At 70.7% G+C, this 21,222-nt stretch carries 20 protein-coding genes; 14 read left to right on the top strand and 6 right to left on the bottom strand.

The annotated features are described in order from the left end of the window. The first annotated feature begins 74 nt into the window (after positions 1 to 74). The 6 genes from ACZ7SW_RS19700 to ACZ7SW_RS19675 are packed head-to-tail and all read left to right on the top strand — an operon-like array spanning position 75 to position 6,154. The gene (locus ACZ7SW_RS19700) at positions 75 to 434 is read left to right on the top strand and encodes a PaaI family thioesterase (protein WP_470231848.1); all 360 of its coding nucleotides are present in this window, start codon (positions 75 to 77) and stop codon (positions 432 to 434) included. Then, positions 434 to 1,456: an LLM class flavin-dependent oxidoreductase gene (locus tag ACZ7SW_RS19695; RefSeq protein ID WP_470231847.1), complete on the top strand. Its 1,023-nt coding sequence runs from the start codon at positions 434 to 436 to the stop codon at positions 1,454 to 1,456. The genes ACZ7SW_RS19700 and ACZ7SW_RS19695 overlap by 1 nt, the downstream gene beginning before the upstream one ends. Further along, the gene (locus ACZ7SW_RS19690) at positions 1,453 to 3,069 is read left to right on the top strand and encodes an AMP-binding protein (RefSeq protein ID WP_470231846.1); all 1,617 of its coding nucleotides are present in this window, start codon (positions 1,453 to 1,455) and stop codon (positions 3,067 to 3,069) included. The genes ACZ7SW_RS19695 and ACZ7SW_RS19690 overlap by 4 nt, the downstream gene beginning before the upstream one ends. Next, positions 3,062 to 3,991, top strand: coding sequence for a beta/alpha barrel domain-containing protein (locus ACZ7SW_RS19685; RefSeq protein WP_470231845.1), 930 nt, complete (start codon positions 3,062 to 3,064; stop codon positions 3,989 to 3,991). Before ACZ7SW_RS19690 ends, ACZ7SW_RS19685 begins: the two co-directional genes overlap by 8 nt. A 53-nt stretch (positions 3,992 to 4,044) precedes the next feature. Beyond that, complete coding sequence (gene tcuA, locus ACZ7SW_RS19680; protein WP_470231844.1) at positions 4,045 to 5,493, top strand: FAD-dependent tricarballylate dehydrogenase TcuA; 1,449 nt, start codon at positions 4,045 to 4,047, stop codon at positions 5,491 to 5,493. A gap of 46 nt (positions 5,494 to 5,539) precedes the next feature. Then, entirely contained in the window at positions 5,540 to 6,154 is a 615-nt protein-coding gene (locus ACZ7SW_RS19675) for an NIPSNAP family protein (RefSeq protein ID WP_470231843.1), read from the top strand. 127 nt (positions 6,155 to 6,281) lie between these two features. On the opposite strand, the gene ACZ7SW_RS19670 is transcribed toward ACZ7SW_RS19675, so the two are convergent. Next, complete coding sequence (locus ACZ7SW_RS19670) at positions 6,282 to 7,256, bottom strand: alpha/beta hydrolase family protein (RefSeq protein WP_470231842.1); 975 nt, start codon at positions 7,254 to 7,256, stop codon at positions 6,282 to 6,284. Between the two features lie 101 nt (positions 7,257 to 7,357). On the opposite strand from ACZ7SW_RS19670, the gene ACZ7SW_RS19665 reads away from it, so the two are divergent. After that, a complete protein-coding gene (locus ACZ7SW_RS19665) occupies positions 7,358 to 7,984 on the top strand; it encodes a transglycosylase SLT domain-containing protein (protein WP_470231841.1) in 627 nt (208 codons plus the stop codon). Between the two features lie 100 nt (positions 7,985 to 8,084). On the opposite strand, the gene ACZ7SW_RS19660 is transcribed toward ACZ7SW_RS19665, so the two are convergent. Continuing rightward, positions 8,085 to 8,177: an MbtH family NRPS accessory protein gene (locus tag ACZ7SW_RS19660; RefSeq protein WP_470231840.1), complete on the bottom strand. Its 93-nt coding sequence runs from the start codon at positions 8,175 to 8,177 to the stop codon at positions 8,085 to 8,087. Positions 8,178 to 8,239: 62 nt separating this feature from the next. Next, positions 8,240 to 9,235, bottom strand: a complete 996-nt coding sequence (locus tag ACZ7SW_RS19655) for a ParB/RepB/Spo0J family partition protein (RefSeq protein ID WP_470232000.1) — start codon at positions 9,233 to 9,235, stop codon at positions 8,240 to 8,242. A gap of 382 nt (positions 9,236 to 9,617) precedes the next feature. Between ACZ7SW_RS19655 and ACZ7SW_RS19650 the strand changes: the two genes are divergently transcribed. The 7 genes from ACZ7SW_RS19650 (at position 9,618) to ACZ7SW_RS19620 (ending at position 17,877) form a co-directional block, all read left to right on the top strand. Then, positions 9,618 to 10,718, top strand: a complete 1,101-nt coding sequence (locus tag ACZ7SW_RS19650) for a CaiB/BaiF CoA transferase family protein (RefSeq protein ID WP_470231839.1) — start codon at positions 9,618 to 9,620, stop codon at positions 10,716 to 10,718. Positions 10,719 to 10,730: 12 nt separating this feature from the next. Next, entirely contained in the window at positions 10,731 to 11,651 is a 921-nt protein-coding gene (locus ACZ7SW_RS19645) for an ornithine cyclodeaminase family protein (protein WP_470231838.1), read from the top strand. A 129-nt stretch (positions 11,652 to 11,780) separates the two neighbouring features. Beyond that, entirely contained in the window at positions 11,781 to 14,333 is a 2,553-nt protein-coding gene (gene pepN, locus ACZ7SW_RS19640) for an aminopeptidase N (RefSeq protein ID WP_470231837.1), read from the top strand. 43 nt (positions 14,334 to 14,376) lie between these two features. Beyond that, positions 14,377 to 15,534 (top strand): acyl-CoA dehydrogenase family protein, encoded by a 1,158-nt coding sequence (locus ACZ7SW_RS19635; protein WP_470231836.1) that lies wholly within the window; start codon positions 14,377 to 14,379, stop codon positions 15,532 to 15,534. Between the two features lie 23 nt (positions 15,535 to 15,557). Then, positions 15,558 to 16,760, top strand: a complete 1,203-nt coding sequence (locus tag ACZ7SW_RS19630) for a class-II aminoacyl-tRNA synthetase family protein (RefSeq protein ID WP_470231835.1) — start codon at positions 15,558 to 15,560, stop codon at positions 16,758 to 16,760. Then, on the top strand, positions 16,760 to 17,614 hold the full coding sequence (locus ACZ7SW_RS19625) for a 3-hydroxyacyl-CoA dehydrogenase family protein (RefSeq protein WP_470231834.1): 855 nt from the start codon (positions 16,760 to 16,762) through the stop codon (positions 17,612 to 17,614). Before ACZ7SW_RS19630 ends, ACZ7SW_RS19625 begins: the two co-directional genes overlap by 1 nt. 17 nt (positions 17,615 to 17,631) lie before the next feature. Next, positions 17,632 to 17,877 carry an acyl carrier protein gene (locus tag ACZ7SW_RS19620; RefSeq protein WP_470231833.1) on the top strand — a complete coding sequence of 82 codons (246 nt, stop codon included), beginning with the start codon at positions 17,632 to 17,634 and terminating at the stop codon, positions 17,875 to 17,877. 369 nt (positions 17,878 to 18,246) lie between these two features. Here the strand turns inward: ACZ7SW_RS19620 and ACZ7SW_RS19615 are convergent, their stop codons facing one another. From ACZ7SW_RS19615 to ACZ7SW_RS19605, 3 genes are read right to left on the bottom strand one after another with little or no spacing between them, the layout of a single operon-like run. Beyond that, a complete protein-coding gene (locus ACZ7SW_RS19615) occupies positions 18,247 to 18,594 on the bottom strand; it encodes a hypothetical protein (protein WP_470231832.1) in 348 nt (115 codons plus the stop codon). Between the two features lie 44 nt (positions 18,595 to 18,638). Then, complete coding sequence (locus ACZ7SW_RS19610; RefSeq protein WP_470231831.1) at positions 18,639 to 19,847, bottom strand: cytochrome P450; 1,209 nt, start codon at positions 19,845 to 19,847, stop codon at positions 18,639 to 18,641. 1 nt (position 19,848) lies between these two features. After that, positions 19,849 to 21,219, bottom strand: coding sequence for a pyridoxal phosphate-dependent decarboxylase family protein (locus ACZ7SW_RS19605; protein ID WP_470231999.1), 1,371 nt, complete (start codon positions 21,217 to 21,219; stop codon positions 19,849 to 19,851). Positions 21,220 to 21,222: the final 3 nt, after the last annotated feature.

Genomic DNA, 21,222 nt, shown 5'->3' with positions numbered 1-21,222 from the left:
TGCTGTGCGGCGGCTGCGCCCCGGACGACCGCTGCCGTCTTGGCGTCGGGGCGGCGCGCGCGGACGAGGGCGAGATGACGTTCGACGTCGTCTGCCCACCGCACTGGCACGGCGGGCCCGGGGTCGCGCACGGCGGCTGGACCGCGGCGGTGTTCGACGACGTGCTGAACATCGTCGCTCTGCACCGCGAGGCCCGCCTGGTCACGAAATCGCTGCGCGTTTCCTACCACCGCCCCGTTCCCGTCGAACGGCCGCTGCGGGTGACAGCGCGGATCGACAGCCACGCGGACCGGCGCTGGGAGGTCTCCGCGGAGATGACTCTCCCCGGCAGTGCGCTGCCGCTAGCCGCCGCCGATGCGGAACTGCGCACCCCGGCGGCCCGACCACTTCGCCAGGCACCAGGCCTGGCCGGCACACCACTGAGGAGGACCTGATGGTCGAATTCTTCACCGGGCTGCAGCCCCTCGAACCGGGCGAGACCGGCCCGGACGCCATGCTCGCGCGGGTGCGGGAACTGGACCGCTCGGAGGTGATCGACCGCGTCCTGGTCGGGTATTCCTCGACCTGGCCGCACAACCACGCGACCGCGCCGTTCGCCCTCGCGCTCACCGAGAAGTTCTCGCCGATCGTCGCGCACCGCCCCGGCGTCATGCCGCCGGCGGCCGCGGCGCGCTATTTCGCCACGCTCGACGTGCTGGCCCGCGGACGGCTCGCCGTCAACGTGGTCGTCGGCGGTTCGGACAGGGATCTGCGCCGCGAATCCGACGACCTGCCCAAGGCCGAGCGCTACCGGCGCGCGGTCGAATACCTCGACGTGGTCCGGCGCGCCTGGACCTCGCCCGAGCCGTTCGACCACCGCGGCGAGTACTACACCGCCGACGCGGTGAAGATCCTGGCCAAGCCCGTGCAGGGCCAGGTGCCGATCTTCATGGGCGGCGAGAGCGACGACGCGGTCGACTTCGGCGCCCGCCACGCCGACCTCTACATGCTGTGGGGCGAGCCGTTCGCGGGCACGAAGGAACGCATCGACCGGGTCCGCGCCGCCGCCGAGCGGTATGGCCGGAAGATGCGGTTTTCCTTGAGCCTGCGCCTGTTCCTCGGCGACACCGACGACGAAGCCTGGGCTCGGGCTCGCACGGCGGAGCGGCAGATCGCCGAGGCTTCCGGGAAGTTCCTGCGTTCGTCGTCCGGCGACACCTCCGTCGGCAGGCAGCGGGCGCTCGCGCTGACCGACGAGGAGCTGCACGACGACTGCTTCTGGACCGGGTTGACGAAGCTGCTGGGCGGTTTCGCCAACTCGCAGGCGCTGGTAGGCACCGAAGAGCGCGTCCTGAACACCTTGGGCGCCTATCGTGATCTCGGCGTCGACGCGTTCCTGGTGACCACCGGCGCCGAGGCGGCCTGGGACCCCGCGCTGGAAGGGTTCCTGGCCCGGGCGAAGAAGGAGCTGGCATGACCGGAACCGTCTCGCGATCCGAAGACCTCGCGGCGGAGACCGTCAGCGAGCTGATCGCCGCGCGGGCACGGCGGCACCCGGACAAACCCGCGCTCGTGGCCGACGGCGCCGAGCTGACGTACGGCCAGCTGGACCTGGCGGTGTCGGAGGTCGCGCGCGGTCTGCTCGCGACCGGTGCCGCGCCGGGCGACTCCGTCGGCATCCTCCTGCCCAACCGCGTCGAATACCTGCTCGCCTGGTTCGGCGCCGCCCGCGCCGGGCTCGTCGAGGTCCCGGTCAACACTGCCTACAAAGGACAGTTCCTCGACCACGCGCTGCGCAGTACCGGCGTGCGGATCCTCGTCACCGAGCCCGCGTTGCTCGGCCTCGTCGCGGACCTCCCCGAACCGCCGCGAGCGCTGAGCACCGTCGTCGTGCTCGACGACGCCGCGCCCGGCCGCGTTCCGCCGGGGGTCCGGATGCTGGGCTGGCCCGAACTGCTCGCCTCCGGCGACCCGGCCCGCGAGCTCCCGGCGGTCGGCCCGGCCGATCCGGTGGCCGTCATGCTCACCTCCGGCACCACCGGCCGCAGCAAGGGAGTCGTGTACCCGAACCGGATGCAGGTCGTCGCGGCCAAGGAATGCGCGCGGCAGATGGGCACCACCGCCGACGAGCGGCTGTACACGTGCCTGCCGCTGTTCCACGGCGCGGCCCAGGTCAACATCACCCTGCACGGCCTGTTCGCGGGAGCCACCGTGGTGCTCGGCCGCCGGTTCTCCGCCAGCCGGTTCTGGGACGAGATCCGCGCCCGCGGGGTCACCCAGTTCAACGCGCTGGGCTCGATCCTCCCTGTCCTGCTGGCCCGGCCGCCGTCCGGACGCGACCGCGACCACCGGGTCGAGCGCGTGTTCGCCGCGCCCGCGCCGCCCCAGGTGCTGGAACCGTTCGAGGACCGGTTCGGGATCCACGTCGTGGAGGGCTACGGGCTCACCGAAATCAAGAACGTCCTCTACAACCCCTTGGCCGCGCGCAAAATCGGCTCGATCGGCCTGCCCACGGAGTCGTCGATCGTCGAGGTCCACGACGAGGACGGGAACCGCGCGGCGCCCGGCCGGGCCGGGGAGATCGTGTACCGGCCGCGCGAGCCGGACATCATGTTCTCCGGCTACCGCGGCGATCCGGAAGCCACGCTCGCGACCATGAAGGATCTCTGGTGGCACACCGGGGATCTCGGCTACACCGACGAGGACGGGTACTTCTACTTCATCGACCGCAAGAAGGACGCGCTGCGCCGGCGCGGCGAGAACATCTCCTCGCACGAGGTCGAGTCGGTCCTGCTCGCCTACTCCGGCGTGGTCGCGGCGGCAGCGGTCGCCACCCCGTCCGAGCTGGGCGAGGACGAGGTCCTCGCCGTGGTGCAGCTGGAATCCGGGCGGCGCGCGGACTTCGCGGGCCTGTTCGCGCACTGTGACCGTTCCCTGCCGCACTTCATGGTCCCCCGCTACTACCGCGTGCTCGACCAATTGCCCGTCACCCCGACCGGCAAGGTCCGCAAGACCGACCTGCGCGGCCAGGGCCGCGGCGAGGCCTGGGACGCACAGGCCGCCGGATTCACCCCGACCCGCCATGTCTGAGCGCGAGGCGGTGCGCATCCGCGAAATCGCGCCGCGCCTGACGTTCCAGGACCACGTCGTGCCCACCGAGGTCAAGGTCGAACTCGTTCGCCGGCTCGTCGACGCCGGGGTCCGCGCGTTCGAGCTGTCCTCGTTCGTGCGGCCCGACCTGATCCAAGGACTCGCCGACGCCGAGGAAGTGTTCGCGGCGGTCCCCCGCGCTCCGGGCCTGGAGTTCGGCTGCTGTGTCGGCAACCTGCGCGGCCTGGTCCGCGCGATCGACGCGGGCGCGGACAGCGCGTCGTTCCTCCTGTCGGCGGACGAGGACTTCGCCCGCGCCAACATCGGACGCTCCACAGCGGACTCATTGGCCGAGCTCGAACGCATGGCCGCCTACGCCGCCGACCACGACCTCCGGCTCGGCACCTACGTGATCTTCGCCTGGGGCGGCCCGACCGGCCCCGCACGCGGCGCCGAGGCGCTGGAACCGCTGGCCCGCAAGCTTCTCGGCATCGGCGTGGACCGCTGGATCCTCGCCGACTCGTCCGGCTACGCGGCGCCGCCGCAGATCCGTGCACTCGCCGCCGCCGCGCTCGCCCACATTCCGGCGGACCACCTCACCGTGCAGATCCACGACGCCCGCGGCATGGGTCTCGCCGCCCTGCTCCCCCTGCTCGACCTCGGCGTCCGGAACATCGACACCGCGCTCGCCGGCAGCGGCGGCCATCCGGCCATGCCGGGCGCCCAGGGCGGCGGGATCTGCACCGAGGACGCCGTCCAGCTGCTCGAACTGTCCGATGTGGACACCGGAATCGACCTGCCGCGGCTGATCGCCGCCGCCCATTGGCTGACGGCCGAACTCGGCGTGCCCGGCAAGGGTTTCGTCCGGCACACCGGGCCGGTGCCGGATCGCGCCGGGCCGCCGCTCGCCTTCCAGTGGTGAACCGCGCGGGCAGTTCGCCACGACCTGATCATCCACCCGGCCCAGGAGGACCAGTGCCGAATATCGTCGTCGCCGGAGCGGGCCTGACGGGGCTCGCCGCCGCGATCTCCGCCCGCGAAGCCGGAGCGGACGTCGTCCTGCTGGAAAAGGGCAGCCGCGCGGACGTCGGCGGGAACGCCGCGTTTTCCGGCGGGTTGTTCCTGTTCTGCTACGACGGGCCGGACGACCTCACCTCGCTCACCCAGGACTTCGAACCCGGCATGCACGCCGCGGAAATCGTCGCACCGCCTTACACTCGCGAAGCCTACGCAGCCGAGTTGACGGCGATGAGCGACGGCCGGGCCGACCCGAAACTGGTGGCAGCGTTCGCGGAACGCTCACTGGACACCGTGCGATGGCTCACCGCGAAAGGCGTGCGCTTCACGTTCAACCGGACGCTCGGGGCACGCGTGCGCGACGGCGTGCTGCACATCCCGCCCGGACAGATCCTGACCAGCGTGGGCGAAGGGATGTCGCGCGGGTTCGAGGTGATCAAGCCGCTGCTGCGATACGCCGAGCGGATCGGCGTCGAACTCCGCTGGTCCACCCCGCTCGTCGACGTCGTCCGCGAAGGCGAGCGGGTCACCGGCGCGCGGACCGGCGACGGCGTGCTTCGGGCCGACGCGGTGGTGCTCGCCAGCGGCGGCTTCCAGGCCAGTCGCGAGCTGCGGGTCCGGCATCTGGGCTCGCAGTGGGAGAACGTGAAACTGCGCGGCACCCGCCAGGCGACCGGCGACGGCCTGACGGCGGCGCTGCGAGCCGGGGCGGCCGCGGCAGGGACTTGGTCGAGCTGCCATTCCGCCGCCGTGGATCCGACCATGCCCGCGCCGGAGCGCAGCGAGGCGCCGCCGCCGTTCCCGCTGCACGGGTTCTGGCTCGGGGTGCTCGTCAACCGGGACGGCGAGCGGTTCGTCGACGAGGGTCCCGGCCCGTGGGTGAAGAACTACTCGAAGATGGGCAAGGCGATCATGGGCCAGCCCGGGCGCGAGGCGTACGAGATCTTCGACCAGCACACCGCGGCGCGCGTGGCCGACGAGTTCGCCGGGGCTGCGGTCCCGGTCACCGCGCCGACCTTGCGCTCGCTCGCCGAGCGCATCGGAGTGCCAGCCGATGCGCTGGTGCGCACCGTAGAGGAATTCAACCGCGCCTGCCAGGACGACGGGAGCACGAGCGGCCTCGCCCCGGCCAAGTCGCAGTGGGCCGTCCCGCTGGACCGGCCGCCGTTCGTCGCCTACCACGCGGTGGCCGGACTGACGTTCACGTTCGGCGGCGTGCGAATCGACCCCGAGGGACGCGCCTTGGCTTCCGACGGCACGCCGGTGCCCGGCTTGTACGCGGCGGGCGAGGCCACCGGCGGCCTGTTCTACGGCGACTATCCCGGCGGTGCCGCCCTCATGCGAGCAGCAGTGTTCGGACGCTCGGCCGGCCATACCGCTGCGACCGAGGCCTTTCCGCGCGGCTGAAGACCGGGTCTTTCCCCACCATCACCATGTTTACGGAGGTTCCGCGATGCTGTACGAACTCGCCCATCTGGCCCTGAAGCTCTACACCGTGCCCCGGGCCCTGCCCGCCCTGCAGGACTACACCACGAACCCGGCGGCGCGCGGCAGGCTGCTCGGCTGCTGGGAAACCGAACACGGAGAGATCGTCGGCCGCGTGCTGCTGCTCCGGGAATTCGAGGACGCGGGCGCGCTCGCCGAGGAGCGGCGGCGGATCCTCGCCAGTTCCGATCCGTTCGGGGTCGGGGAGCAGCTGGATTCCTTCACCGTCAGCAGCTACGCGCCGTTCCCCTTCGTCCCGCCCGTCCAGACCGGGCACTTCGGCGACGTCTACGAATTCCGCACGTACGAACTCAAGGTCGGCGGCCTGCTGCCCACCATGGCGGGCTGGGAAGCCGCGCTCCCCGAACGCACCGAGCTCTTTCCGCTCACCACCGCGATGTACGGACTGGACGGGACTCCGCGCATCACGCACATCTGGCCGTTCCCCAGTCTCGACGAACGCCTCGCCATCCGCCGGGAGTCCTACGAGCGGGGAATCTGGCCGCCGGAGAACGGCCCGGAGAACATCGCCCGCGCGACTTCCAGCATCGCCATTCCGACCGCCTTCTCTCCGCTGCACTGATCCTCGAGCTGATCGGACGGTTCGCCAGCCTGCCCCGCTGGATCAGCCGGTGATTCCGTTGTGGCCCAAGCATCGCGGCCACCCTAGAGAAGGCGAACATCTCGCTGCCGAGGTCGCTCTACCGTCCTCACCGCAGGCGGCTGGAGAAGAACGACACGATCTCACGGACGGCGTCGCCCCGCTGCTGCCCTGGCGTCAGTTTGCCGACGCAGCCCGCGGGCGCGTCGTCCTCGCCGCCGATCTTGCCGGGCGACCATTCGGTGTTGAAGAAGTTGTGGTTCGCCCCGGTGAGCGTCACCGAGCTGGCGTCGGGGTTCTTTCCAGCGGCGTCCTTGACGTACTGCAGGCCCACGGTGCCGACCGCGCCGTCGCAGCTGCTGACGACCACCTTGAACGGCACCCGCGTGACCAGCACGTCGCTGTTGTCGTCCTCGGTGGAGTTGAAGTAGACCGGCGCGAGCGGGACGACCGCGCGGATCCGGACGCCGGCGGGCCATTCGGGCGTGTGCTTGTCGGAAGCCTGCCACATCACACCCTTGCCGCCTCGGGAGTGGCCCATCGTTCCGGCACGGGAGAGGTCGACATGTCCGCGGAACCGTCCGAGGGCGCCCGCCAGCGGGCCTTCGCCACGAGCGAGGTCGCGCCACAGCTCCAGGTGCTTGTTGACCAGGTGGGCGCGGGCGTAGTAGCCCTCGTCGCCGAGGACGTGCGCGTTGATGGCGTTGGCGCTGATCGACACGACGACGAAACCCCGTTCGGCCAGTTTCTCGCCGAGGTAGTCGTAGCCGCGGTAGCTCGGCAGCGTCCGCTGGCCCGGCGGACAGGGCCAGTCGCCGCCCGGGGTCTTCGCGACCGGGTCCACGCAGCTCCACCAGCTGCCGTGCTCCTGCACGATCAGCGGATGCGGACGGCCGCCGAGGTCGCGCGGATAGTGCACGACCGCGGCCAGCTCCATCGGCACCGACACGGTGGGATCGCGGAAAGCCTGATCGCCGAGGTTGTACTCGACGACGCCGACGCCCGGCGCGGCTGACGCCTGCGGTGCCACGACGGTCGCCAAGGCCAGCGCCAGCGCGGCGACGGCCATGCGCAGGAAGGTCATGCCGCACAGGGTGCCGAAGAAGTGTCAAGGACTCATGAGCGTCGGCCGCCAGACGGAGACCCGTCGTCTTCTGCCAAGGTGGAAGCATCGAGGAGGCGGACATGACGCGGAATTGGCGAAGATGGCTGGCGGTGGCGGTGCCGGGACTGTGCCTCGCCGCCTGCACTAGTGCCCCCAGCCAGCCGGAAGCCACCCCTGCGGCCCCGACGACGCGGGTTTCCTCCCCCGCGCCCGGCGGGAACCAGGACACGGCGCGGTTCGCCCCGACGGCCCGGACCCGGGCGCAGGAGGCGGGGGTGTCGCCGCGGCTGGTCATGGCGATCCTCTTCAACGAGTCGTACAAACCGCACGACCCGGGTCTCGAACGCGCCTGGCAGCGGCTCAAACCGGGAGCCGCGTTCGGGGTCGCGAACATGCACGAGGCGACCTTCGACGCGACGAAGAAGGGCAGGACGTTCGCCGGGCGCCCCTGGGACCAGCTGCCGGACGATCCGGACCTGGCGATCCAGGCCGAAGCCTGGTACCTGCACGACCTGGCCGCGCAACTGCCCCCGCACCGGTCCGGCTCGATCCCCTCCGACGAGCTGCTCGCGCTCGGCTACAACGCGGGGCCCGGCGCGATGAAGACCTTCGCGCGCGGGACGAAACCCGGGCCGCAGGCACAGTCCTATTTGGACACTCTGCGCGGGAACTGGGCCAAGGCCGGGCAGGCGCTCGGCGAGTCCTGAACACGAACGCCGGTTCAGCAGGCGCGGATCACCGGGCCTGGTCCATCGCCTCGATCAACGAACTCGGCCGCGGATCCGTCCACGCAGCCTCGACGTAGTCCTAGCAGTCCGGCGCTGGCGACAACGAATACTGCCCCACATCGTTCACCAGCACCAGAAACACGCCGTCTTCCCGATCGAACGGCCTGCTCACCACCGGCGCACTCCTCGCGATTCCGCCCTTCCTAGCGGATCACCGCGGACAGCCTCCAGCGTTCACTGCGCGGTCTCCAGACCGGCCGGGCACTCGTCCTCCAGCAAGGCCGCCAAATCCGACCACGCCGCGGCGTACATCCGGGCGAAGTTCGCTACCGGCGAAGCACTGTGACTCGGCACCGACCGGGCGTGCTGCGCCCACTCCCCCATGCCCCCGGCGTGCCGGTCGAGCCAGCGCAGCAGGCCGCGGCCGGTTTCGCTGAATCGCAGGGCCGGGTCCCGTTTCATCTGTTCCAGCGACTGCCGCAGTTCCGCCGCCGATACCTGCCAGGCCTGGCTTTCGGCGGCCGGACGCTCGCGGCCGCGGCGCTGCGCGGGCACCGGGTCGTCCCCGGCTTCCAATCGCCGCCGGACGTCCTGCACAGTCGCGGGTGACACTCCGGCCCGCCGCGCGATCGAGCGCAGCGACGCCTCCGGGTCCTCCGCGAGGAGTTTCCCGGCCAGGCGGCGGCCCGCCGCGGCGTTGAGCGGCCTGCGGCGGCCGTCCCGGCCCTCCCGCTTGTTCGACTGCTGGTCTCCGGCAGTCGAACGCAGTGCCGCTACGGTTCCCGCGGCCAGCCCGGCCGCCGCCGCGATCCGCCGGTTCGACCAGTGGGCGTGCGAGGCGAGGATCCGCTGCGCCGCCGCCCGCCGGTCGGCCCGCGTGAGCGGCAGGCCGTGCGCGGTGTTGAGGCACACCGACAGCACGAACGCGTCCGCCTCGCTGCCCTGGTAACAGCGTGCCTCGATCTGGGTCTTACCGCGCACCAGGGCCGCGCGCACCCGGTGCGCTCCGTCGATCACCCGCATCGACGGGCTGTGCACCAGGATCGGCGGCAGTTCGCCCTCCGCCTCGGCCAGAGACTCGACGTGCGCTTCGTCCTCGCCCGCGCGCCGCGGCGAGCCCGCCACCGACAGCCCCGCGACCGCCACCGGCCGCACCGGGCAATCCTCCAGCTCGGCCCGGACCCAGTCCGCGCAGGCCCCGGACGCTCCGCCGCCATCCGCCCGCACCATCAGCACCCCACAGGAATAATCGGTTCCCGGAAAGAGAAGGAAAAAGCTCGCGGTTCGGGGAAACCGGCGGACGCGATCCCGGCACGCGACCGGCGAACCGCCCCCAGGCCCCCGAAAACCCCGCCATGTCCCCTCGAGCCCCCAGGCCCCGCCATGTCAAGGCATGCTCACAATTCGAGATTAGCAACGGAAATCTCGTTCTCGCAACAACCGGAAAATCGTCAACGCAGCGTCGCCGGAACCGGGAACGACTGGTCTGTCCGAGTGATTCGCCTTCCGGCGAAACGACAATCGCCCGTGCGGTCAGTCCACCCTGGACACGAGGCCCGGGCTCGGCTAGGAACGGGAGCCGGATGATCGACGGGCGCGAGGAGGATCCGCTGTGACCGCACCGCCCGGCCCGCTGGCCGGACTCCGCGTCCTCGAACTGGCCGGGCTCGGGCCCGCGCCGCACGCGGCGATGCTGCTGGCCGATCTCGGAGCCGACGTGGTCCGGGCGGACCGGCCCGGCGGCGGTTTCGACCTCACCGGCGGCAGGCCGGACCATCTGCTGCGCGGCAGGCGGGCGCTGGTCGCGGACCTGAAGTCGGCGGAAGGGCTCGACCTGGTGCGCCGCCTCGCCGGGCGCGCGGACGTGCTGCTCGAAGGATTCCGGCCGGGCGTGGCCGAACGCCTCGGCGTCGGCCCGGAGGACTGCCTCGCCCGCAATCCCCGGCTCGTCTACGGCCGGATCACCGGCTGGGGCCGCACCGGCCCGCTCGCCGACCGCGCCGGCCACGACATCAACTACCTCGCGCTGACCGGCGCGCTGCACGCGATCGGCACCGGCGGCCGTCCCGCGCCCCCGCTCAACCTGATCGGCGATTTCGGCGGCGGCTCGCTGTTCCTGGTGGCCGGGGTGCTCGCGGCGCTGTGGGAGCGGGAGCGCTCCGGGCTCGGCCAGGTGGTCGACGCGGCGATGATCGACGGCACGGGGCTGCTCATGCAGATGATCTGGATGCTGCGGGGTTACGGCTCCTGGCACGACGAACGCGCGGCCAACCTGCTCGACGGCGGCGCGCCCTTCTACGACACCTACACCTGCCGGGACGGCCGCTGGGTCGCCGTCGGCGCCATCGAACCGCAGTTCTACCGCGCACTGCTCGAAGGGCTCGGCCTGGCCGGCGAAGACCTGCCCGGCCAACAGGACCGCGACGGCTGGCCGGTGCTGCGCGCGCGGTTCGCCGGCGCGTTCGCCGCGCACCCGCGCGATCACTGGGCCGAGGTCTTCGAAGACACCGACGCCTGCGTCAGCCCGGTGCTCTCGCTCGACGAGGTCGCCGCGCACCCGCACCACCGCGCCAGGGGCCGGTTCTTCACCCGCGACGGGATCCGGCAGCCCGCCCCGGCTCCGGAGTTCTCCCGCACCCGCACCGCCACTCCCGCCGCGCCCCCGCCGCCCGGCGCGCACCACGAAGCCGTGCTGCGCGACTGGGCTGTCTGAAAGAGGAATACCATGCCCGCACTGGGGAACTACAGCGCCGCCGACGTCCGCGCGGCGGTCGGCATGCCCGCCGCCGTGGACGCGGTGCGCGAGGCGTTCGCCGGATTGGCCGCCGGGCATTTCTCCCAGCCGCCCCGGCTCGTCCTCGGAACCGACGACCAGGCCGTCCTGGTGATGACCGCCCACCACGCGCCCAGCGGCGCGGCGGTGGTGAAGACCGCGGGCGTGGTGCTCGGCCGCGACCCGGCCATTCTCGCGACTCTCGTGTGGACGGACGGGGGCGGGCAGCTCACCGCCGAAGCAGGCGAGGTCACCGCCCTGCGCACCGGTGCCGCCGCGGGGGTCGCGACCGATCTGCTCGCCGCGCCGGACGCGACCGGGCTCGCTCTGCTCGGGGCCGGCGCGCAGGCCGCCGACCAGGTTCGCGCGGTGCTGGCGGTGCGGAAGATCAACGAGCTGAGCGTATGGAACCGGAGTGCGCACCGGGTAGACCCGCTGCTGGACACCCTGGCCGGTGAATTCCCCGGGCTGCGCGTGCACGTCGCCAGCAGCGCCGCCGAGGCTGTGGCCACCGCCGACGTGGTGTGCTGCGCGACCTCGGCCGAGGAGCCGCTGTTCGAACTGTCCGCGTTGCCCGACCGCGTGCACGTCAACGCGATCGGCTCGTTCCGCCCGTCCATGCGGGAGCTGCCCGCAGAGCTGCTAGGCACCGCTTCGGCAGTGCTGGTCGACCAGTTCGCCGCGGCCTCCGAGTCCGGGGAAATCCGGCACGCGCTGGACCACGGGCTGCTGGACCGCGCGGCCGTGCTCGAACTCGGAGACGCGCTGGCGGCACCGCCGGAGGCGACCGGCCGCACGGTGTTCAAATCAGTCGGTGTGGCCGCCCAGGACTGGGCCGTCGCGCGTTTGCTCGCACAGCACGCGCGCCGCTGAGCAAAAGCCCCCGATTCGCATTCTTATCAGTATTCCGCGTCTCATTTGGCGTTCAATCGACGCCGTTTTCCGGACGCATTTCCCTCGCTAGTTTGACGGTTGCCGGTACCGCACGAGCGAGGGGTTTCCGTGGCCAGTCCCAACCTGTCCCGCGTCGCCGCCGAACAGCGCGCGGCGCTGCTGGCCGTCGAGTCCTACCGGATCGCGCTCGACCTCACCGGCGCCGAGACCTTCTCCTCGGTCACCACGGTCCGGTTTTCCAGTGCCCGGCGCGAACCGGGCTGGATCGACCTGATCGCCGACCGGGTGCGTTCGGCCACGCTCAACGGCGTCCCGCTCGACGTGTCCGGCTACCGCGAAGAGGACGGCATCGCGCTGCCCGAACTCGCCGAAACCAACGAACTCGTGGTGCACGCCGAATGCCGGTACACGAACACCGGCGAGGGCCTGCACCGGTTCGTCGACCCGGTCGACGGCAGCGGCTACCTCTACACGCAATTCGAGACCGCCAACGCCAAGCGCGTGTTCGCCTGCTTCGACCAGCCCGATCTGAAGGCGAGTTTCACCCTCGAAACGACCGCGCCCGCCGAATGGTCGGTAGTCGGCAACACCAGGCCCGCGACCACCCGGGAGACCGGGAACGGCACGGTCACCACGGTGTTCACCCCCAGCAGCCGGCTCCCGACCTATCTCGTCGCGCTCGTCGCCGGTCCGTTCGCCTCATGGCACGACAGCTACCGCGACGAGCACGGCGAAATCCCGCTCGGCCTCTACTGCCGCGCGTCGCTCGCCGAACACCTCGACGCCGAGCGGCTGTTCGCCGAGACCAAGCAGGGTTTCGCCTTCTACCACGAGAAATTCGGCATTCCGTACCCGTTCTCCAAGTACGACCAGCTGTTCGTGCCGGAGTTCAACGCGGGTGCCATGGAGAACGCCGGCGCGGTCACCTTCCTGGAAGACTTCGTTTTCCGGTCGCGAGTCACGCATTACGCCTACGAACGCCGCGCCGAGACGCTGCTGCACGAGATGGCGCACATGTGGTTCGGCGACCTGGTGACCATGCGCTGGTGGGACGACCTGTGGCTGAACGAGTCGTTCGCGACCTTCGCGAGCGTGCTCGCCCTGACCGAAGCGACGGAGTACCGGAACGCCTGGACCAGCTTCGCCAATGTCGAGAAGGCTTGGGCGTACCAGCAAGACCAGCTCCCGTCGACGCACCCGATCGCCGCGGACATCGAGGATCTGCGCGCGGTCGAGGTGAACTTCGACGGCATCACCTACGCCAAGGGCGCGAGTGTCCTCAAGCAGCTGGTCGCCTATGTCGGCCAGGACAACTTCCTCGCCGGTCTTCGGCGGTACTTCGGCAAGCACGCGTGGGGCAACGCCACGCTCGCCGACCTGCTGGCGGCGCTGGAGGAAGCGTCCGGCCGCGACCTGTCGTGGTGGAGCGCGGAATGGCTGGAGACCACCGGCCTGAACACTCTGCGACCGCAGTACGAGGTGGACGACGAGGGCCGGTTCACCAGCTTCGCGGTCGAGCAGAGCGGTGCCGAGCCCGGAGCTGGCGAACACCGGACGCACCGGATCGCCATCGGCGTCTACCGCTCCGACGAGACCGGGAAACTGATGCGGGCCAACCGGATCGAGCTGGATGTCAGCGGCGAGCGCACCGAGGTGCCGGGCCTGGCCGGACAAGCCGCGGGTGAACTGGTGCTGGTCAACGACGACGACCTGACCTACTGCGGCCTGCGGCTGGATCCGCGGTCGCTGACGACGCTGATCGACCGCATCGCCGACATCACCGACCCGCTCCCCCGCAGCCTCTGCTGGTCGGCGGCCTGGGAAATGACGCGCGCCGCCGAGTTCCGCGCCCGGGACTACGTCAAGCTGGTCGCCGGGGGCATCGCCGCCGAAACCGAGCTGAGCGTGGTGGAAACCCTCCTCTCCCAGGCGCGGACCGCACTCGACTCCTACGCCGATCCGGAATGGGCGCAGCGGCAGGGCTGGCCCGATTTCGCCCAGGTACTCCGGAAACTGGCCGCCGACGCCGAGCCTGGCTCGGACCGTCAGCTCACCTTCGTCAATGCGCTGGCCGCCGCTCCGCTGGAGGACGAGCTCCTCGACCACCTCTCCGGCTGGCTCGACGGGACTGCGCCGCTGGCCGGGCTCACGGTGGACACCGATCTGCGCTGGCGGCTGCTGCAGGCACTGGTCGCCCACGGCCGCCGCGGTGCCGAGGAGATCAGCAAGACGCTCGAACTCGACGACACCGCCGCAGGCCGCCGCCAGGCCGAGAAAGCCCGTGCCCTGATCCCCACCCCGGAGGCGAAAGCCGAGGCGTGGCAACGGGCCCTGACCGACGACGAACTTCCCAATGCGGTCAGCGACGCGATCGTCAGCGGCTTCCGCCACCCCGCGCAGCGCGAGCTGCTGGCCGGGTACGGAGCCCGCTACTTCGCCGAGATCGGCGCGGTCTGGGCGCGGCGCTCCAGCGAGCGCGCGCTGCCCGCGGTGGTCCATCTCTTCCCCGGCTGGGAACTGACTCCGGAGAACCTGGCCGCGGCGGACGGCTGGCTCGCCGGAGAGCGTCCGGCCGCGCTGCACCGGCTGATCGTCGAGCTGAGCACGGAAATGCTGGTGCGGCCGCTGGCCGCCCGCGAACGCGACCGGAAAGCCGCGTAACCCCCTGTTACCCGGAAACCTGCGGACGAGAGGGCATCCTTCGGTGGACTTCAGCATCACTGCCGAGCAAACGGCGCTGCGCCGGTCGGTCATCCGGTTCGCCAGGAGCGAGCTGAACGACGCGGCGGCCGAGAGCGACCGGCAGGCCCGGCTGGACCGGGATTCGTGGAAGAAGTGCGCGGGCTTCGGCATCACCGGCTGGCCGATCCCCGCCCGCTACGGCGGATCCGGGCTCGACCCGGTCACCATCGCCGTCGGCCTGGAGGCGCTCGGGTACGGCTGCCGGGACAACGGCCTGGTGTTCGCGCTGAACAACCACCTCTGGGCGTGCGCGGTCTACCTGGTCGAGCACGGCACGGAGGAGCAGAAAAACCGCTTCCTGCCCGGACTGGCCGACGGTTCGCTGATCGGGGCGCACGCGCTGACCGAACCCGGATCGGGCTCGGACGTGCTGGGCATGCGCGCCACTGCGGTCCGCGACGGCGACACATACGTTTTGCAGGGCACCAAAACCTTCATCTCGAACGCACCGGTCGCCGATGTGTTCCTGACCTTCGCCCGCACCGGCGGCCCGGACGCCCCTGCCGCCGGCGCCCTGACGGCGTTCGTGGTGCCCAAGGACCTGCCCGGGGTCTCGGTGAGCCGCAGCTGGGAAAAGGCCGGGCTGCGCTCGACCGAGATGGGCCAGGTGGAATTCGACGGCTGCCGGGTGCCCGCGGCCTGCCTGCTCGGCGCCGAGGGCAACGGGTTCAACCTGTTCACCAGTTCTATCGACTGGGAGCGCAGCCTGCTGTTCGCCAGCCAGATCGGCGTGATGGACCGGGTGCTCGACGACTGCGTGGCGCACGCCCGCGACCGCGTGCAGTTCGGCAGGCCGATCGGGGTCAACCAGGCGGTCCGGCACCGGCTCGCGGACATGAAGGTCCGCCTGGAACTGGCGAGGCTGGCGCTGTACAAGGTCGCCTGGCGCAAGCGCGAGGGCCACCTGGCGCCGCTCGACTCCGCGATCGCCAAGCTGGCGATCAGCGAGAGCCACCTCAGCTCCATGCTCGACGCGGTCCAAGTGCACGGCGCCCGCGGGTACCTGACCGAATTCGGCGTCGAACGCGAACTTCGCGACGCGCTCGGCGGCACGATCTACGGCGGCACGTCGGAAATCCAGCGCGACATCGTCGCCAGCCTGCTCGGCGTGCCCAGCTGAGCGCAACCGCCGAGGAGGCACCCATGGCCGAACACCGCATCCCGCTCGCCGAACCGCTCCCCGCCGAACTGGCCGGGGAACTGGCCCAGCGCGTCTACTTCCTCTCCGAGTCCATTGTGGACTTCAAACTCCCCGATGACGGCGAGGACCTCACCGAGGTAGTGCTCAGCACCGACGGACCCGCCGACCCCGCCGACCTCGCGGCCAAGCTCAACCGCATGACCGACGAGGAAGTCCGGCCGCAACGCGCCGGACCGCCGCGGATCGTCTGGACCTCGCCCCACGACGGCGAGGTGCACGACGTCGCCGAAGAACTGCTCGCCTCGGGCGAACTCGTCCATCTGGGACCCGGGCAGTTCGCCCTCGGCCCGGCCGTCACCTCGCTGCTGGAGTACTTCGACCGGCGGCTGACCGCGATGGTCGCCGCCGAGTTCGGGGCGCGGCAGTACCGGTACCCGACGCTCATCGCGACCGAGACGATGCGCCGGTGCGGGTACTTCACGTCGTTCCCGCACTTCCTGATGCTGGTCACCCGGCTGCACGCGGACGCGGACAACTACCGCGGCTTCCTCTCCGACGTCGAGGCTTCGGACGGCGAACTGCCCGGTCTGCTGGACTACTGCGGGGACACCTCGCACTGCCTGCCGCCGACCATGTGCTACCACACCTACCGGCACCTGCAGGACCAGCCGCTGCCCTCGCCCGGCCTCGTGATCACCGCGCGCGGCAAGTCCTTCCGGCACGAATCGCGGTACTGGCGCTCGCTGGAACGCCTGTGGGACTTCACCATCCGCGAGATCGTCTTCCTCGGCGGCCGGGAGGAAGTGCTCGACCAGCGCCGCCGCATGCTGGAGCTGACCACCGCGTTCGCCGCGGAACTGGGGCTGGGCGGGCACTGCGAGGTCGGCAACGACCCGTTCTTCGGCAGCGTCGAGTCCCCGCAGCGGGCGTGGTCGCAGCGGCTGCTGGAACTCAAGTACGAACTGCGGCTGCCGATCGGGCCGGACAAGACGCTCGCCGCGGCCTCGTTCAACTTCCACGACGACTTCTTCGGCCGGTCGTTCGGCATCCGGCCGCACGACGGCGGGCCCGGCCCGGTGATCACCGGCTGCGCGGGCGTCGGCCTGGAGCGGTTCACCTACGCGTTCCTGTGCCGCCACGGCGCGGATCCGGCCGGGTGGCCCGACGCAGTGCGCTCCGAGACGGAACCGAAGGTGAGGCTGTGATGAAGGAAAACATCGGCGTCGTGGGCGCGGGCACGATGGGCACCGGCGTGGCGCACCTGTTCGCCGCGGCCGGGCACGAGGTGGTGCTGGTCGACACCGCCGAGGCCGCGCTGACCCGGTCCCGCGAGCTGATCGAACGCAACGTGGCGTTCTACCCACTGGTCGACGCGTCCCTGCCTCGGCTGGACCCGGCGGAGGTGACCGGCCGCATCGTGTTCTCCTCCGATCCCGGCGACCTGAAGAACAGCGATTTCGTGGTGGAGAACGTCACCGAGAAGCGCGAAATCAAGGAGGAGCTGTACCCGCGGCTGGACGAGATCTGCCCGCCGCACTGCGTGCTCGGCGTGAACACCTCGGCCGTCTCGATCACCCGGCTGGCCGGGCGCACCGGGCGGGCCGACCGGGTGATCGGCACGCACGTCATGAACCCCGCGCCGCTCAAGCCGCTCGTCGAGGTGATCCGCGGGACGCACACCTCGGCCGAGACCGTCGAGCGCACGCGGGCGCTGTTCCGCTCCGCGGGCCGCGACAGCGTCGTCGTCAACGACGCGCCGGGCTTCGTGACCAACCGGGTGATGATGCTGACCGTCAACGAGGCGATCTTCCTGCTGCACGAGGGAGTCGCCGATTCGGCCGCCGACATCGACCGGCTGTTCAAGGACTGCTTCGGGCACCGGATGGGGCCCCTGGCCACCGCCGACCTGATCGGCCTCGACACCGTCCTGCTGTCGCTGGAGGTGATCCACGACAGCCTCCGCGACAGCAAGTACCGGCCGTGCCCGCTGCTGACCCGGCTGGTCGACGCCGGCCGGCACGGGGTCAAGACCGGCCGCGGTTTCTACGCATACGACTGAGCGAAAGGTTGCCACCCATGGAAAACCACCTGGCGACGGTGCGCGAGTACATCGCCTCGCACCTCGGCGGCAAGACCGTGCCCGACGACGAGGACCTCTTCGCGGGCGGGCACCTGAACTCGCTGTTCGCGGTCCAGATCGTGGTCTGGCTGGAGAAAGAGTTCGGCATCGCCGTCCGCGGGGGCGATCTGACGCTGGACAATTTCCGGTCTGTCGGGGCTATCGCGGCTTTCGTGGACGCGCATAGCGCGCCTGTCGGCTGAGCTGGTTCCGCCGAGAGCCCCTCGTTTCCTTCGGGAGCGGGGGGCTTCTCCGTTGGGCCGCAACGCCTTCGCACGCTCGGAACCGGGAGCGGCCTCGTCCTGGACAGCTTCCGGTCCACCGGGCCATCGCCGCGTTCATCGGCACACCAACGCACCTATCGGCTAAACCCGGTCCGCCGAGAGCCCCTCGCTTCCTTCGGAGCGGGGGGCTTCTCCGTTGGGCCGCAACGCGTTCGTACGCTCGGAACAGCCCGATCCCAACCTCCGACTCGAGCGACCTCACTCTGGACTTGCGCTCCGCCGAAGCCCTCTCACACACCGAAAAGCCCCGGTCCCAAACTCGGAACCGGGGCCTTCTCGGGAAAAACCTCAGCTGTCCTCGCGGTCGCTGTACAGCTTGGCCGACGACAGCTTGTCGATCTTCGCGTTCAGATCGTCGAGCGACGCCTTCAGCTCAGTCAGCTCGTTGATGTGCGCCGTGTTGTCCCCGCCGCTGACCGGGGCCTTGATCGAACCCCAGATGTCGTTCTCCGCGTGCTCGACCTCGCGCAGCACCCGGTCGATCACGCCCTCGGTGCTGCGCACGATGCTGGCCAGGTACAGGAAAATCGTGTTCTTGTCCCGCTCGACCAGCGTCTTGGTGCTGTCGAGGATGTCGTTGATGTAGTTCTTGATGAAGTTGCCCTCCGCGGGCTTCTTCTCTTCGGTTTCGGCCATTGTTCTTCCTCTCCTTGAGTGTCAGGGCCGCCTTCGCGCCCCGGTCAAGCCCGGCGCACCGCCACCGGGATCCGCCGCGGCGCCCACATTCCCTGTTCGTAGAAGGGCAGCGGGGCGTCGCTTTCGATGCGGAGGTCGGCGAAGCGGTCGAAAAGCAGGTTCGCCGAGACCGCCGCCTCCATCCGGGACAGCGGGGCTCCCACGCAGAAGTGGATGCCGTGCCCGAAACTGATGTGCCCGTTGGGCGTGCGGCCGATGTCGAACTCGTCCGGCCGGGAGAACCGCCGTTCGTCCCGGTTCGCCGAGGAGAACCACAGCATCACCAGCGACCGCGCCGGGATCGCGGTGCCGGCCACCTCGGTGTCCTGGCTCGTCACCCGCATGAAGCGGGTCCCGGACGGCCGGTAGCGCAGCACTTCCTCGACCGCGGCGGGGATCAGGCTCCGGTCGGCGCGCAGCCGGGCCGCGACCTCGGGGTGCTCGTCCAGGCAGAGCAGCAGGTTGCCGATCAGCCCGTTGGTGCTGAAGTGCCCCACGAACAGCAGCGCCAGGCAGATGTTGACGACCTCGTCCTCGTCCAGCCTGCTGCCGTCGTCCTCGGCCGCGGCGAGTTTGCTGATCAGGTCGTCGGCGGGGCGCGCGAGCCGGCTCCGGTACTGGTCGGTCAGGTAGCCGCGGATCTCGCCGGTGACCCGGCCCATCCGGCCGCCGTACCCTTCCTCGTCGTCGGTCGGATCGCCGACCTGCAGCGACGCGAGCTTGTCCGCGTAGCTCAGGAACAGCTGCCGGTCCGACACCGGCACCCCGAGCAGTTCGGCTATCAGCATCGCGGGCAGCGGCCAGACGAACTTCTCCACCAGGTCGAACCGGTCCTGCCCGGCGACCTCGTCGAGCAGCGCGTTCCCGAGTTCGTAGGTGCGCCGCTCGTATTCGCGCACATTGGTCCGGGTGAACGCCTGGCCGACCAGCGCGCGCAGCCTGCGGTGCTCGGGCGGGTCGGTCCACGCCGGGTTGCCGCGGGTGATGTCCTCCGCGCCGAGCACGTCGCGGTTGAGCCCGGACGAGAACACCCCGGGGTCGCTCGCCACCCGCCGCACGTCGTCGTACCGGAAGACGTGGAACACGCCGTGCTCGTCGCGGTGCACCGGTTCCTCGGCCCGCATCCGCCGCAGCCATTCCAGTTGCGCCGCGCCGCCGTCGGTCAGCGGCGGCGGTGGCCCCGGACGGGTGGCGGACGCTGTCGTTTCGGTCATCTCAGCTCTCTTTCCCCTGGCTCGCGCTCAGCCGCTCCAGGCGCTGGTGCAGTTCGTCCACATAGGTCTCGGACTCGGGTTTCATCAGCACGCTGCGCAGGATCCGGGTGGACTTCGCGTCCGGCCGCACCGCCGGGTGCAGCTGCGCGAAGGCCTCGCGCTCGATCCGCATCAGGCTGAGGAACACCGGGTCGGCGCCGTCGTGCATGCCCTCCTCCAGCATCGCCGCGCACGCGCGGTCGATCCCGGACAGCGAGGCCCCCTCCCGGCGCGGGAAGTAGGTCACGATGTCCAGATCCGGTTCCTGGTGCAGCTGCAGCCGGTCCGAATCCGCCATCAGCCCGGCGAGGCGCAGCGCGGCGCGGCGGTTGGCGGCGAGCACCTCGCCGAGGCCGTCCGCGGTGGGCGCCAGCAGCTGGAAGGTGAACCACAGCGCGGCGGCCGTGGCCCCGGCCCGCGAGCATTCCAGGCTGATCTCGCCCAGGTGCAGATCCGCCGGGGTGAAGTAGGTGTAGGGCGAATCGTGCACGTAGAACTTCGCCACCGAAGGGTCGGCGAAGAGCACCGAGCCGCAGCCGTAGGGCTGCAGGCCCTGTTTGTGCGGGTCCACCACCACCGAGTCGCAGCCGCGGACCGCCGCCCACGGCGCCGGGTCCAGCCCGAGCGTTCCGGCGAGCACCGAGTAGAACCCGCCGTACGCGGCGTCGACGTGGAACCGGACGCCGTAGCGCTCGCGCAGTTCCATCGCCTCGGCCAGCGGGTCGAGCGCGCCGACGCCGGTGGTGCCGAGGGTGAACACGACCGTGCCGATCTTCCCCGTGCGCAGCAGGGCTTCCAGCGCGTCCAGGTCCATCCGGCCGTACCGGTCGGCGGGCACCGCGCGGGAGTCCATGCCCAGCAGCCGGGTCATCCGCTCGTGCGTGTAGTGGCTGGCCGAGCTGTAGGCCACGCCGCGGTCCGGGTGCAGGCAGCGGGCGACGTAGAGCGCCTCCAGGTTCGCCATCGTGCCGCTCGAGGTGAGGTGCCCGAGGTGGCTCTCGAAGCCGAACATGCCGGCGAGCTGGTCGATCACCTCCCGCTCCATCCGGTCGGTGACCGGGCCGCCGTCGGAGGAATGGTTGTTGGGGTTGATCAGCATCGCGCTGAGGTAGGCGACCACGGCGGCCTCGTGCGGCGGCTTGAGCATCTGCCCGATGTAGCGCGGGTGGAAGAAGGGGTAGTTGCCGTGCAGCAGCTTCTCGTAGTTCTCGAAGACCGTGGCGAAGCGGTCGTCGCCGATCTCCAGCGAGGGGTGCCGCTCGTACGGTGCGAAGGTCGACGTCCACTGCCCGTGCCCTTCGACCGCACGCCCGATCCAGTAGGGAAGATCCACCGT

This window comes from Amycolatopsis sp. NPDC114484 (assembly GCF_055633755.1).
Note: the sequence above shows the minus strand (reverse complement) of the source record. Positions and strands in the feature narration are given on the sequence as shown.

What these genes read in the sequence shown, in the direction of transcription:
- ACZ7SW_RS19615 (WP_470231832.1), bottom strand. Translation starts at nt 18,594, where the DNA reads ATGGCCGAAACCGAAGAGAAGAAGCCCGCGGAGGGCAACTTCATCAAG.
- ACZ7SW_RS19685 (WP_470231845.1), top strand. Translation starts at nt 3,062, where the DNA reads ATGTCTGAGCGCGAGGCGGTGCGCATCCGCGAAATCGCGCCGCGCCTG.
- ACZ7SW_RS19665 (WP_470231841.1), top strand. Translation starts at nt 7,358, where the DNA reads ATGACGCGGAATTGGCGAAGATGGCTGGCGGTGGCGGTGCCGGGACTG.
- ACZ7SW_RS19675 (WP_470231843.1), top strand. Translation starts at nt 5,540, where the DNA reads ATGCTGTACGAACTCGCCCATCTGGCCCTGAAGCTCTACACCGTGCCC.
- ACZ7SW_RS19610 (WP_470231831.1), bottom strand. Translation starts at nt 19,847, where the DNA reads ATGACCGAAACGACAGCGTCCGCCACCCGTCCGGGGCCACCGCCGCCG.
- ACZ7SW_RS19620 (WP_470231833.1), top strand. Translation starts at nt 17,632, where the DNA reads ATGGAAAACCACCTGGCGACGGTGCGCGAGTACATCGCCTCGCACCTC.
- ACZ7SW_RS19670 (WP_470231842.1), bottom strand. Translation starts at nt 7,256, where the DNA reads ATGACCTTCCTGCGCATGGCCGTCGCCGCGCTGGCGCTGGCCTTGGCG.
- ACZ7SW_RS19695 (WP_470231847.1), top strand. Translation starts at nt 434, where the DNA reads ATGGTCGAATTCTTCACCGGGCTGCAGCCCCTCGAACCGGGCGAGACC.
- ACZ7SW_RS19655 (WP_470232000.1), bottom strand. Translation starts at nt 9,235, where the DNA reads ATGGTGCGGGCGGATGGCGGCGGAGCGTCCGGGGCCTGCGCGGACTGG.
- ACZ7SW_RS19630 (WP_470231835.1), top strand. Translation starts at nt 15,558, where the DNA reads ATGGCCGAACACCGCATCCCGCTCGCCGAACCGCTCCCCGCCGAACTG.
- ACZ7SW_RS19700 (WP_470231848.1), top strand. Translation starts at nt 75, where the DNA reads ATGACGTTCGACGTCGTCTGCCCACCGCACTGGCACGGCGGGCCCGGG.
- ACZ7SW_RS19645 (WP_470231838.1), top strand. Translation starts at nt 10,731, where the DNA reads ATGCCCGCACTGGGGAACTACAGCGCCGCCGACGTCCGCGCGGCGGTC.
- ACZ7SW_RS19625 (WP_470231834.1), top strand. Translation starts at nt 16,760, where the DNA reads ATGAAGGAAAACATCGGCGTCGTGGGCGCGGGCACGATGGGCACCGGC.
- ACZ7SW_RS19690 (WP_470231846.1), top strand. Translation starts at nt 1,453, where the DNA reads ATGACCGGAACCGTCTCGCGATCCGAAGACCTCGCGGCGGAGACCGTC.